8 protein-coding genes are annotated in these 13,618 nt (G+C 68.2%); 2 read left to right on the top strand and 6 right to left on the bottom strand.

The annotated features are described in order from the left end of the window. Nucleotides 1–129: 129 nt before the first annotated feature. The 6 genes from U9J41_RS05710 to kdgD all read right to left on the bottom strand — a co-directional run bounded on the left by U9J41_RS05710 (nucleotide 130) and on the right by kdgD (nucleotide 8,434). The gene (locus tag U9J41_RS05710) at nucleotides 130–2,331 is read right to left on the bottom strand and encodes an NADP-dependent malic enzyme (RefSeq protein ID WP_322400778.1); all 2,202 of its coding nucleotides are present in this window, start codon (nucleotides 2,329–2,331) and stop codon (nucleotides 130–132) included. 278 nt (nucleotides 2,332–2,609) lie between these two features. Next, entirely contained in the window at nucleotides 2,610–3,230 is a 621-nt protein-coding gene (locus U9J41_RS05705) for a flavin reductase family protein (RefSeq protein WP_322400776.1), read from the bottom strand. Nucleotides 3,231–3,499: 269 nt separating this feature from the next. Further along, nucleotides 3,500–4,387 carry an SMP-30/gluconolactonase/LRE family protein gene (locus U9J41_RS05700; RefSeq protein ID WP_322400775.1) on the bottom strand — a complete coding sequence of 296 codons (888 nt, stop codon included), beginning with the start codon at nucleotides 4,385–4,387 and terminating at the stop codon, nucleotides 3,500–3,502. Further along, nucleotides 4,380–5,771: an MFS transporter gene (locus U9J41_RS05695; protein WP_322400773.1), complete on the bottom strand. Its 1,392-nt coding sequence runs from the start codon at nucleotides 5,769–5,771 to the stop codon at nucleotides 4,380–4,382. The genes U9J41_RS05700 and U9J41_RS05695 overlap by 8 nt, the downstream gene beginning before the upstream one ends. A gap of 145 nt (nucleotides 5,772–5,916) precedes the next feature. Beyond that, on the bottom strand, nucleotides 5,917–7,497 hold the full coding sequence (locus tag U9J41_RS05690; RefSeq protein WP_322400772.1) for an aldehyde dehydrogenase (NADP(+)): 1,581 nt from the start codon (nucleotides 7,495–7,497) through the stop codon (nucleotides 5,917–5,919). Nucleotides 7,498–7,522: 25 nt separating this feature from the next. Continuing rightward, entirely contained in the window at nucleotides 7,523–8,434 is a 912-nt protein-coding gene (gene kdgD / locus U9J41_RS05685) for a 5-dehydro-4-deoxyglucarate dehydratase (protein WP_322400770.1), read from the bottom strand. A 321-nt stretch (nucleotides 8,435–8,755) separates the two neighbouring features. On the opposite strand from kdgD, the gene U9J41_RS05680 reads away from it, so the two are divergent. Beyond that, nucleotides 8,756–11,656, top strand: coding sequence for a TonB-dependent receptor plug domain-containing protein (locus tag U9J41_RS05680; RefSeq protein ID WP_322400769.1), 2,901 nt, complete (start codon nucleotides 8,756–8,758; stop codon nucleotides 11,654–11,656). A 163-nt stretch (nucleotides 11,657–11,819) separates the two neighbouring features. Beyond that, a complete protein-coding gene (locus U9J41_RS05675) occupies nucleotides 11,820–13,562 on the top strand; it encodes a methyl-accepting chemotaxis protein (RefSeq protein WP_322400768.1) in 1,743 nt (580 codons plus the stop codon). Nucleotides 13,563–13,618 lie beyond the last annotated feature (56 nt).

The following is a 13,618-nucleotide window of genomic DNA, read 5'->3' as shown; positions in this document are numbered from 1 at the left end:
TACCCCCAAGTTCGCATGCTGCGAGATGCGACGATCTTGGGCCCCTGCCTGCGCAGGGGCGACGGTCTTACTGCTGGCGATACAAGCCAGTCAAATGGACGCTGGCGCGCTTCTTTCTGGCAGAAGGTCCTAGCGCGCTTCTGCCACCGCCAGCGCCGTCATGTTGACGATGCGGCGCACCGTCGCGCTCGGGCTCAGGATGTGCACGGACTTCGCCGCGCCCAGCAGGATCGGGCCGACCGTCACGCCCTTGCCCGACGTGACCTTGAGCACGTTGAACAGGATGTTGGCGGCGTCCAGCGACGGCATCACGAGCAGGTTGGCGCTGCCCGCGAAACCGTCGTCGGACTGGTACACGCGGCGGATGTCTTCCGACAGCGCGGCGTCGCCATGCACTTCGCCCAGCACCGGCAACTCCGGCGCGCTCGCAGCCAGCAGCGCGCGCGCGTCGCGCATGCGCTGCGCGGAGGGCCGCTGGGACGAGCCGAAGATCGAATGCGACACGAGCGCCGCCTTCGGTTCCACGCCGAAGTGGCGCATCTCCGTCGCGGCCAGCTTCGTGATGGCCGCCAGTTCCTGCGCCGACGGATTGTCGTTGACATAGGTGTCGGTGATGAACAGGGTCATCTTGTCGAGCACCAGCGCGTTCATCGCGGCCAGCACGTCGGCGCCCGGCGCGAGGCCGATCTCGTTCTTCACGTGCGCCAGGTGGGTGTCGTAGCTGCCCTGCATGCCGCAGATCAGCGAGTCGACCTGGCCCGCGTTCAGCAGATGGGCACCTTGCAGGGTCGTGTCGCCCTCGGCCTCGACGAGCGTGTAGTCGACGTCGCGCTTCAGGCGCAGGCCGGACTGCCTGATCGCCTGTTCCACGTCGGCCGCGCGGCCGATCAGGACGGGCTTCGCGAGGCCCTCGTCGACGACGGTCTGCACGGCGCGCAGCACGCGCGGTTCGCTGCCGTCGGCGTAGGCGACGCGTTTCGGCGCGGCCTTGGCTTTCGCGAACACGGGCTTCATGAAGAAGCCGGTGTGGTAGATCATCTCGCCCAGCTTGTCGCGATACGCATCCATGTCGGCGATCGGGCGCGTGGCGACGCCCGACGCTTCCGCGGCCCTGGCGACGGCCGGCGCGATGGCGGCCATCAGGCGCGGATCGAACGGTTTCGGGATGATGTAGTCGGGGCCGAAGGTCAGGTCCTGGCCGGCGTAGGCGGCGGCGACGGCGTCGTTGGCTTCCGCCTCGGCCAGTTCGGCGATCGCGCTCACGCACGCCAGCTTCATCTCGGTCGTGATGCGCGTCGCGCCGCAATCGAGGGCGCCGCGGAAGATGTACGGGAAGCACAACACGTTGTTGACCTGGTTCGGATAGTCCGAACGGCCGGTCGCGACGATGCAGTCCGGCCTGGCGGCCTTCGCCACTTCCGGACGGATCTCCGGCTCCGGGTTCGCCAGCGCCAGGATGACGGGGCGGTCGGCCATCGTCTTCACCATGTCGCCGGTGAGCACGCCGGCGGTCGAGCAGCCGAGGAACACGTCGGCGCCGGCGACGATGTCGGCCAGCGTGCGCGCACCCGTATCCTGCGCGTAGCGGGCCTTGTTGGCTTCCATGTTCGCGTCGCGGCCCTGCCAGATCACGCCCTTCGAATCGGCGACGAAGACGTTCCCGCGTTGCACGCCCAGGCTCACCATCATGTCGAGGCAGGCGATGGCCGCAGCGCCGGCGCCGGACGCCACCAGTTTTACCTGGCCGATGTCCTTGCCGACGACTTTCAATGCGTTGAGCAGGGCGGCGGACGAGATGATGGCGGTGCCGTGCTGGTCGTCGTGGAAGACGGGGATGTTCATCCGCTCCGACAGCTTCTTCTCGATGTAGAAGCACTCCGGCGCCTTGATGTCTTCCAGGTTGATGCCGCCGACGGTCGGCTCGAGCATGGCGATTGCGTCGATGAGTTTATCGGGATCGTTCTCGGCCAGTTCCAGGTCGAACACGTCGACGCCGGCGAATTTCTTGAACAGGCAGCCTTTGCCTTCCATGACGGGCTTGCTGGCCAGCGGGCCGATATTGCCCAGGCCAAGGACCGCGGTGCCGTTCGAGATCACGGCGACCAGGTTGCCGCGCGACGTGTACTCGGCGGCGGTGGCCGGGTTGGCGGCGATCTCTTCGCAGGCGTAGGCCACGCCGGGCGAATAGGCGAGCGACAGGTCGCGCTGGTTGGACAGGGGTTTCGTCGCCACGACCTCGATCTTGCCGCGCACGGGGCTGCGGTGGTATTCGAGCGCGTCGGCGCGCAGCTGGGTGTCTTTAGCCTCGTTCAGGCTGCTTTCGGTACTCATTGCTTCTCCTATGCCGCTTGACGCGGACGATGTTGTGTATTCGTTGCTGCCGTTCCCGTACGCGGCAGGGACCGCGGGGCGACGTGTGCCGGGACATGCGCCGCGTTTCGAGTCGAAAGCGGTACCGTGGGCGCCGTCCGTCGCCCGCACGGCACGGGTGGCCGGGGCAGTACGCGCGCTCCTGGCGCAGGCGTAGACGGAGGCGCCGTGGTCGACGGCGATACGCGATCATACGTGATCGCGGGCGATGTTGCTTAGTTCGCCAGATATTACGTATATCACTGCGGCCTGAACATGCGGAACAGCTGCGCCGGCCCGATCTCGAAATAGTCGGCCGGCCCGCCGCCGCGCAGGATGTGACCGGCGCGCGCCGTGTCGTAGACCCCGTCCGTGAGCAGCGCCCGGTCGATGTGCACGCCGACCACTTCACCCAGCACGAGCCAGCTCGGCACGGCTTGCCCGTCGGCGCCCTGCAGCCGCACGACCTGGGTGAGCCGGCACTCGAACGAGACGGGGGCTTCCAGCACGCGCGGCACGTCGACGAGCCGCGCCGCCACGGGCGTCAGGCCGGCCAGTGCGAACTCGTCGACGTCGGGCGGCACGGCGGCGCAGGTGGCGTTCATGCGGTCGGCGAGGGTGCGCGTGGCCAGGTTCCAGCAGAACGCGCCGGTTTCCTCGACGTTGCGGACGGTGTCCTTGTAGCCGATGCTGGCGAAACCGACGATGGGCGGCGTGTAATTGAAGGCGTTGAAGAAGCTGTACGGCGCGAGGTTGAGGGCGCCGGCGCGGCTGCGCGACGAGATCCAGCCGATGGGACGCGGCCCGACGATGGCGTTGAAGGGATCGTGCGGCAGGCCGTGGCCGGCGCGCGGTTCGTAGAAATGGGTGCTGTCGTTCATCGGGACTCCTGTGTGCGGCCGTCACGATACCGCATCGGGCCGCGGGTGTGGGCGGTGCCATCGTTTCCCGGTTGTTTGCAACTAACCGATGCGCCGCGACACCGAAACTCGTAGGGCGGGCACCCCGTGCCCGCGCGTGCGGCTCGCATGTCGCACGCGCGACGTTCGCGTGTCGCATGCGTGCGCGAGGGCGGAGGTCGCCGACCCCGGACGTTCCGCCGGCACTTGAATGGACACCGACATCGTTCCATCGAACGATGTCACCGCATTCACGCGCCGAACGCCACCTCCGCCACCCCGCGCACGCCTGGCCGCACGAGCAGCACCGCGCCCGCCAGCGGATCGTCCTCCCGCCCCGGCTGCACGATCGACGTGACGAGCAGGGTATCGAGCGCCGGTCCGCCGAAGCACGGCATCGACGGCTTCGGCACCGGCAGCGCCAGTTCGCGGTCCAGCTTCCCGCCCGGCGTGAACCGCAGCAGGCTGCCGCCGTCGTTGCCGGCGACCCAGTAGCAGCCGTCGCTGTCCATCGTCGCACCGTCCGGCCGGCCCGCGTACGCGGCCATGTCGACGAACAGGCGCCGGCCGTGCGGGACGCCGGCGTCCACGTCGTAGTCGAACGCCCACACGCGGCGGCGCGTGGGATGCGAATCGGACAGATACATCGTGCGGCCATCGGGCGACCAGGCGAGGCCGTTCTGCGTGACGAGGCCGGAGACGAGCGGCGCCGACAGCCCGGCCGCGTCGTAGCGGTACAGGCGGCCGATCGGCAGCGCGGCGGCCATGTCCATCCACATCGTGCCGCTCCAGAAGCGGCCCTGGCGGTCGGTGCGGCCGTCGTTGAAGCGCATGCCGGGCGCCAGTTCGGGCGGTGCGCCCATGCGCTCGGCGCGCACGGTGCCGTCATCCTGGAGGTCGACGGCGAAGATGCCGGTCTCCATGCCGGCAATCAGGCCGCCTTTGGCGCGCGGCGCGATGCAGGCGACCATTTCGGCCGCCGTCCAGTGGCGCGCGGCGCCCGTCGCATGATCCAGGCGCCAGATGCGGCGCGCGGGGATGTCGACCCAGTACCAGGCCTGCTCGGCCGCGTGCCAGACCGGGCTCTCGCCGACGGTGCAGCGGACGCCGTCGACGCTTTCCACGACCGCGTCAAGCATGCGCCAGCTCCTCCGGCAGGCGGGCCGTCGCCTGGGTCGGCACGAGCATCTTCATGATGATCCACGCCGCCAGGTACGCCAGCGCGCAGAACGCGAACATGATCATGTAGCCGGTCTGGATCTGGCCCAGGCCGCCGTAGTAGTCGAACAGCCTGCCGCCGACCTTGGTGACGAGCACGCCGCCGATGCCGCCCGCCAGTCCGCCGATGCCGACCACCGACGCGACGCAATGGCGCGGGAACAGGTCCGACGTGATCGTCAGCAGGTTGGCCGACCACGCCTGGTGCGCCGAGGCGCCGACGCCGATCAGGATCACGGGCACCCAGTAGCCGAAGTGGCCCAGCGGCTGCGCCAGCAGCACGACGAGCGGGAAGAAGGCGATGATGAGCATGGCCTTCATGCGGCTGTCGTACGGCGCGTCGCCGCGGCGCATGAAGCGCGTCGGCAGCGCGCCGCCGCCGATGCTGCCCACCATCGTCATGCTGTACAGGACGGCCAGCGGCAGCACGAGGTCGGACGTGGCCATGCCGTATTTGTCGGTCAGGTATTTCGGCAGCCAGAACAGGAAGAACCACCACACGCCGTCCGTCAGGAATTTACCGACGATGAACGCCCACGTCTGGCGCAGGCCGAGCAGCGTACGCCAGCCCGGCGCGGGACCGGTCGCGGCGACCGGTGCGGCACCGGCGTCGTCGCTGCGGATGTAGTCGAGTTCCGTGCGCGACAGGCGGCGCTGGCGTGCCGGCTCGTCGAACAGGAAGACCCAGAACACGACCCACAGGAAGCCGATGCCGCCGATCCAGATGAATGCGGCCTGCCAGCCCCAGATCGCGGCGAGCACGGGCACCGTCAGCGGCGCCAGGATCGCGCCGATGTTGGCGCCGGAATTGAAGATGCCCGTCGCGAACGAACGCTCGGACTTCGGGAAGTATTCGGCGGTGGCGCGGATCGCGGCCGGGAAGTTGCCGGCTTCGCCGATCGCGAGGATCGTGCGCGCGACGATGAAGCCGAGGACGGAGGCCGGCACGGCGAGGCCGAGCATGGCCTTGAGGCCGGCGCCGAGTTCGATCGAATACGCGTGGGCGACGGCGCCGCCCGACCAGATGACGATGGCGAGCGTGTACGCGGTCTTGGTGCCGAGCCGGTCGACGATGCGGCCCGCGAGCAGCAGGGCGATCGCGTACACGAACTGGAACGCGGCGGCGATGTTGGCGTAGTCGGTGTTCGACCAGCCGAATTCCTTCGACAGCGAAGGGGCGAGAAGACTCAGCACCTGGCGGTCGAGGTAGTTGACGGTGGTGGCGAAGAACAGCAGGGCGCAGATGGTCCACCGGAAGTTGCCGCCGGCGGTCGGGGCGGCGTCGCTTGTGCGATTGCGTGTCATGGTCAGGCCTTCTATCAGGTTGTGCCGACTTGTGCGCGGCCGGCGTCTCCTCCGGCCGTTGCCGTCGCCGCCGGATGGGCGGGCGACGGCGGGTGGCCGGCACATCGTACCAGCCACCCGGTGCTGCTAAACGTCTACATGATGATTATTTTGCGACCTGCAGCGTGCCGTCGACCATGCGCGCGAGACCCAGCGGGTTGTCGTCGCGCAGGGCTTCCGGCAGCAGGTCGGCCGGCACGTCCTGGTAGCACACCGGACGCAGGAAGCGTTCGATGGCGGTGGCGCCCACCGACGTCGAGCGGCTGTCCGACGTGGCCGGGAACGGGCCGCCGTGCACCATGGCGTGCGACACCTCGACGCCGGTCGGGAAGCCGTTGAACAGCACGCGGCCGGCCTTGCGCTCCAGCGTCGGCAGCAGGCCGGCGGCCAGTGCGCGGTCGGCGGACGTGGCGTGCACGGTGGCCGTCAGCTGGCCTTCCAGGTGGCGCGCCACGGCCAGCATCTCGGCCTCGTCGCGGCATGCGATCACCAGCGACGCCGGGCCGAAGATCTCTTCGTCCAGCGCCGGGCTGGCGATGTACGTGGCGGCGTCGGTGGCGTACAGCGCGGCCTGCGCGGCGCAGCCGGTGCCTTCGGCGCTGCCTTGCGCGACCAGTTCCACGTTGGCGATGCCCGAGCGGCGGCCGACGGCGTCGACGTAGGCCTGGTGGATGCCCGCGGTGAGCATCGTGCCCGCGCCCTTGGCGGCCAAGGCCTCGGCGGCGGCGGCGCGGAACGCGTCCAGGTCCGTGCCGGCCAGGGCGATCACGAGGCCCGGGTTGGTGCAGAACTGGCCCACGCCGAGCGTGAGCGAATCGACGAAGGCACCGGCCAGTTTCGCGCCGCCGGCGGCGAGGGCGCCCGGCAGGATGAACACCGGATTGATGCTGCTCATTTCGGCATAGACGGGGATCGGTTCGTGGCGCGCGTTCGCCGTGCGCACGAGGGCAAGGCCGCCCTGGCGCGAACCGGTGAAGCCGACGGCCTTGATGGCCGGATGTGCGGCCAGCGCCTGGCCGGCCACGCGGCCTTCGCCGATCAGCATCGAGAACACGCCGTCCGGCATGCCGCAATCCTCGGCGGCCTGGCGCACGGCCTTGCCGACCAGTTCCGACGTGCCCAGGTGGGCGCTGTGCGCCTTCACCACGACCGGGCAGCCGGCCGCCAGCGCGGACGCGGTGTCGCCGCCGGCGACGGAGAATGCGAGCGGGAAGTTGGACGCGCCGAACACGGCGACGGGGCCCAGGCCGATCTTGCGCATGCGCAGGTCGGAGCGCGGCGGCGTGCGCTGCGGCAGGGCGGAATCGAGCGTCGCTTCGAGGAAGTTCCCGTCGCGCACGACCTTGGCGAACAGGCGCAGCTGGTTGCAGGTGCGACCGCGCTCGCCTTCCAGGCGTGCCGCCGGCAGGCCGGATTCGGCCGACGCGCGCTCGATCAGCAGCGGGCCGATGTCCATGATGCGGTCGGCGATGGTTTCCAGAAAGCGTGCGCGCTGTTCGAGCGGCAGGCTGCGGTACGGGTCGAACGCGAGTTCCGCCTGCGCGCACGCGGCGGCGACGTCGTCTTCCGTCGCGAGGCCGAATTCCGGCTCGATCTGCGCGCGGGTCGCGGGATTGAAGGCACGGGTCGTGCCGGCGCTGCCGCGCACGAGGCGGCGGCCGATGATCATTTCACCTTGGATGCTCATGTGGTTGTCTTCCTGATCGTAGTGGTTATTGGGCGCCCTGGGCGATGATCAGCTTGTGCAGCATCTCCGATTCTTCCGCCGTCAGGTCGGTCAGCGGTGCGCGCACCGGGCCGCCGTCGTGGCCGACCAGGCGCGCGCCGGCCTTGACGATCGACACGGCATAGCCGGCCTTGCGGTTGCGGATCGCCAGGTAGGGCAGGAAGAATTCGTCCAGCAGGCGGTTGGTCGTCGCGTGGTCATCCTTGGCGACCGCGTGGTAGAAATCCATCGCCAGCTTGGGCATGAAGTTGAACACGGCCGACGAGTACACGGGCACGCCCAGCGCCTTATACGCGGCGGCATAGACTTCCGCGGTCGGCAGGCCGCCCAGGTAGCTGAAGCGGTCGCCCATGCGGCGCCAGATCGAGACCATCAGTTCGATGTCGCCGATGCCGTCCTTGAAGCCGATCAGGTTCGGGCAGCGGTCGGCCAGCTTTTCCAGCGAATCCGGGGTGAGGCGGCACTGGGCGCGGTTGTACACGACGACGCCGATGTTCACCGATTTGCAGACTTGCTCGACGTGGGCGACGAGGCCGTCCTGGCTCGCTTCGGTCAGATAGTGCGGCAGCAGCAGCACGCCCTTGGCGCCGAGGCGTTCGGCTTCCTGGGCGAACGCGATGGCGCTGCGGGTCGGGCCGCCGGCGCCGGCCAGGATGGGCACCTTGCCGGCGCAGGTGTCGACGGCGGTCTTGATCACTTGCGCGTATTCGTCGTGCGTCAGCGAGAAGAATTCGCCGGTGCCGCCGGCCGCGAACAGGGCGGTGGCGCCGTACGGGGCGAGCCATTCCAGGCGCTCGATGTAGGTGCTGGGGCGGAAGTTGCCTTCGGCATCGAAGTCGGTGATGGGGAAGGACAGCAGGCCGGACGACATGACCTGTTTGAGTTCTTGCGGATTCATGGAGGCTCCAGGAAAAAGGCGATGACACGACGCGCAGGAATGCACGCTCTACAATTGTCAGTCATCGTACAAGTGGCGAGTGAAAAGGGCAAGTGGAAATTCGGCGCGCGTTGGCCGCCGGGACCGCCATCGGCATAGGATTCGATGTGATTTTTGCATCGTACGATTGATAAAAGTTATTGGACGCATATTTACGGAATGGATCAAAATCCGGATCTCGCTTTGATAGCGCTAACAGATAGCGTTACCACCGCGCGATGCACCACAAAGGAACAGCAGCAGAGGCAACAAACGATACCGATACAATAAAACGGAGACAATATGCCAACGCAGTTTCGCAAGACCCTGATCCACCTCGCCGTCGCCAGCACCTGCGGCGTTGCCGCCGTGCCGGGATGGGCACAGGAGGGCCAGAGCGCCCCGGCCGCGCCGGAGGCCGTCACCACCGTCGTCGTGTCCGGCTCGCGCATCGCCGCGCGCGGGTTCAGCCAGCCGACGCCGACGACCACCTTGACGGCGGACGACCTCGCCAAGGCCGCCAAGCCGAACCTGTTCGAAACCCTGATCGAATTGCCGGCCCTCCAGGGCAGCACGGGCCGCACGACCTTCACGTACAGCACGTCGAGCGGCGTGCAGGGCCTGTCGTCGCTGTCGCTGCGCGGCCTGGGCACGATCCGCACGCTGACCCTGCTGGACGGCCAGCGCGTCGTCGGCGCCAACGTGACGGGCGTGACGGACGTGAGCCAGTTCCCGCAACTGCTCGTCAAGCGCGTCGACGTGGTGACGGGCGGCGCGTCGGCGTCGTACGGTTCGGATGCGGTGGGCGGCGTCGTCAACTTCATCACGGACAAGAAGTTCAATGGCTTCAAGTTCAATGCCGAAGGCGGCATGACGCAGTATCACGACGACAAGAACGGCACGCTGCAGGCGGCATGGGGGCGCGGCTTCGCGAACGACCGCCTGCACGTCGAGGCGAGCGCCGAGTTCACGAAGGAGAACGGCATCGATTCGCCGGGCTTCGGCGAAGTCGGCGCGAACGGCCGCAGCTGGTTCATGAACCCGGCCCTGCAGGAGTCGACGAAGGCGCAGCAGGCCGCGGGCGCGCCGCGCTACAAGAGCATCCTGCATGCGCAGCACGTCCAGTACGCGAAATACGGCCTGATCACGGACGGTCCGCTCAAGGGCACGGCGTTCGGGCCGGGTGGCACGCCGTATCCGTTCCAGTACGGGACGAATTGCGGCGGCAACTTCTGCGTGGGCGGCGACCTGGCCGGCAGCGTGGGCGCGGGCACGAACCTCGCGATGAATTTCAGGCGCCAGGTCGCGTACACGCGCGTGTCGTGGGACCTCGACGCGGACAACGAAATCTACGTGACGGGCAATTGGGCGCAGGTGACGTCCGTGTTCTCGCCGAATCCGGGCGCGGCCAAGCAGGCCAATCTCGGCATCAAGTGCGACAACGCCTACCTGCCGGCGTCGATCGCGGCCGGTTGCGCGTCCGGCTACCCGAACGGCGTGATGCAGGTCGGTACCGCGAACGCGGAATTCCCCGCCAATATCACCGTGCACCCGACGCGCACCCAGCGCCGCGTCGTCGTGGGCGCGGACGGCCGCTTTGGCCTGTTCGGCAAGGACTGGTCGTACGACGCGTACGCCGAGCACGGGGAGAACACGACCGTGATCCACGTGCAGGACATCACGCTGAACCGCCGCTACAACTACGCGATCGATGCGGTGCGCGACGCCGGCGGCACCGTCGTCTGCCGCGACGCCGGCGCGCGCGCCAACGGCTGCCAGCCGATCGACATCTTCGGCGACGTGCCGATCAATATGGCCGGCTGGTCGTACATCGCCCCGCTGAACGGTCCGATGCAGCACACCGATTCGAGCCAGAACGTCGTCAGCGCCAACGTGCACGGCGACCTGGTCGAGGCCTGGGCCGGACCGGTCTCGATGGCCGCCGGTGCCGAATGGCGCCGCGAGGATTACTCGGTGTACGGCGACCCGTACGGCGCCGGCGTGGACCTGCAATCGCGCTACGGCCCCAGCTATCCGCTCGATACGACCCTCGCGGCGGGCGGCGACAACTGGTTCGCGGGGAATTACCACAACGGCCGCGGCGCGTTCAACGTCAAGGAAGCCTACGTCGAGTTCAACGTCCCGTTCCTGAAATCGGCCACGTGGGGCGAAGCCAACCTGAACGTCGCCGACCGCCAGGAGAAGTACAGCACGGCCGGCAACGCCAACGCCTGGAAGATCGGCGCGACGTGGAAGACGCCGGTCGACGGCCTGCGCCTGCGCGCCGTGAGTTCGAAGGACGTGCGCGCGCCTAACCTGTCCGAGCTGTACGCCGCGATGACGGTCACCAACCAGGCGGTGAACAATTCACAGGGCTCGTCGGTCCAGGTCCAGCAGCGCAACGTCGGCAATCCCGACCTCAAGCCGGAAGTCGCCCGCAACAATTCATTCGGCATCGTGCTGAGCCAGCCGGCATGGGCGCGGGGCTTCAACCTCTCCGTCGATTACTACGACATCAAGGTCCGGAACGTGATCAACTCGCTGGGCCCGCAGCAGGAAGTCGACCTGTGCTACGCCGGCTACCAGAACGTGTGCCCGGCCGTGTCGATCAACGGTCCGGCCGGCACGAACTACGTGCTGGCCCAGAGCTTCAACTTCGCGTCGCTGCACACGAAGGGCGTCGACTTCGAGACCGCGTATCGCACCAACCTGCGCGACTACGGCCTGCCGGGCGCGTTCACGCTGCGCGGCATGGCCACGCGCACGATCCACGCGGTGTCCGATCCCGGCGTGCCCGGCACCACGCCGAGCGAAGGCGCGGGCAATATGACGGGCAGCACGCCCAAGTGGAAGGCGCTCGTGACGGAATCGTGGGACGACGGCAAGCTGGGCGTCAGCCTGACGGAGCGCTGGGTCAGCGCCGGCGTGTTCAGCAATGAATACATCGAATGCCAGACCAACTGCCCGCTGCCGACGGCGGCGCACCCGACCATCTACGACAACCATATCGCGGGCGCCACCTACGTCGACATCGGCGCGACGTACCGGTTTGCCAAGGATTCGATGCTGTATTTCAAGATCGACAACCTGGCCGACCGCGGCCCCGTGCTCGTGCCGCAGACCAACCTGAGCATCGGCATCAATCCGGCCCTGTACGACGTGATCGGCCGCAGCTACCGGGCCGGCGTGCGCATGAGCTTCTGAGCACCGGCCGGCGGCGCGGGGACGGCACGCCGCGCCGCCGGCCGGCGATTGTATTCAGTGCATCATATGTTGCGTCATGAAAACATTTTGCACTTCAGTGCAGTTTTTGCTGTTTCCAGTGGATAGATTTGGATAGATTGTAGGTGTCCACCGAGGAGACATCATGCGGCACCTTACGATCAAACAAACGTTCATCACCCTGCTGGCCCTGACGCTCCTGATGGCCGGCCTCATGCTGGTCGCGCTGTCGCGGGTCTCGTCGGCGCAGAGCCGCGCGACGGCGGCGAGCGACGCGCGCTACCGGTCCTACCTGCTGGCCGACGAACTGCGCCAGAGTTCCGACGACCTGACGCGCCTCGCCCGCACCTATGTCGTCACGGGCGACGCGCGCTACGAGCAGCAATACATGGACATCCTCGCCATCCGCAACGGCACGAAGCCGCGGCCCGAGCACTACGAGCGCATCTACTGGGACCTCGTGGCCGGCGGCGTGGCGGTCCCGCCGTCGAGCGGGCAGACGATCCCGCTGCAGCAGCTGATGCGCCAGGCCGGCTTTTCCGACCAGGAGTTCGCCAAGCTCAAGGAAGCCCAGGACGACTCCGACGCGCTCGTCAAGACGGAAGTCATTGCGATGAACGCCGTCAAGGGCCTGTTCGACGACGGCCACGGCGGCTTCACGCGCAAGGCCGACCCGAATCCGGAATTCGCCCGCACCATCATGCACGACGCGGCCTACCACCGGAACAAGGCGCGCATCATGGTGCCGCTGAACGACTTCCTGCGCCTGCTGGACGAGCGCACCGGCGCGGCCGTCGCCGCCGCCGGGCACGCGACGAGCACCGCCATGACGGCCGCCATCGCGCTGATGGTCGTGTCGCTCGTGCTGACGACGGCGGCGCTGTACATGGTGTACCGCTACATCATGCGCAACCTGAACAAGGCCGTCGACGCCGCCGACCGCATCGCCGGCGGCGACCTGTCGGGCGAGATCGCCGTCGAATTCGACGACGAGGTGGGCCGGCTGATGGGGGCCATCGCCACCATCAACGGCAACCTGCACGACATGCTCGCCAAGATCCGCACGAGCACGGAAAGCATGGCGACGGCGACGAACGAAATCGCCACCGGCAACGCCGACCTGTCGGCGCGCACGGAAGCGCAGGCCGGATCGCTGGAGGAGAGCGCCAGCGCCATGGAGACGCTGACCCAGACCGTCCAGCGCAACGCCGCCAACGCGCAGAACGCCAACGAGCTCGCGGCGCGCGCCACCACCGTGGCGGGCAAGGGCGGGGACGTGATGGCGCAGGTCGTGTCGACCATGGGCCAGATCAAGGACGGCTCGGCGCGCATCAGCGACATCATCGGCGTCATCGACAGCATCGCCTTCCAGACGAACATCCTCGCGCTGAACGCGGCCGTGGAAGCGGCCCGCGCCGGCGAGCAGGGACGCGGCTTCGCGGTGGTGGCGCAGGAAGTGCGCGGCCTGGCCCAGCGCAGCGCGGGCGCCGCCAAGGAAATCAAGGGCCTGATCAGCGATTCCGTGCAGAGCGTCGAGACGGGCAGCCGCCTCGTCGACCAGGCCGGCAACACGATGGACGAGATCATGGACGCGATCCGGCAGGTGTCCGGCATCCTCGCCGACATCGCCCGCGCCAGCAACGAGCAAGGCCACGGCATCGCCGAGGTGAGCACCGCGGTGCACCAGATGGACGGCATCACGCAGCAGAACGCGGCGCTGGTGGAAGAAGCCGCGGCCGCGGCGGAAAGCCTGAAGGCGCAGGCGCAGTCGCTGCTGGAAGCCGTCGGCATCTTCACGCTGGAGCGCGATGCGGCGCCAGCGCCGGCGCCGCGCGCGACGCGGCCCAGGCTGACCGTCGTGCGGAACGCCGCGCTGCAGTACCGTTGATCCCGTAGGGCGGGCACCCCGTGCCCGCGCGACGGTGGCGATGTGCCGGCGTCACG

Origin of the sequence: Massilia luteola (assembly GCF_034420155.1) — a bacterium.
Lineage (GTDB): Bacteria > Pseudomonadota > Gammaproteobacteria > Burkholderiales > Burkholderiaceae_D > Telluria > Telluria luteola.
The sequence above is the reverse complement of the archived record's forward strand: the minus strand, read 5'-3'. Positions and strand labels throughout refer to the sequence as shown.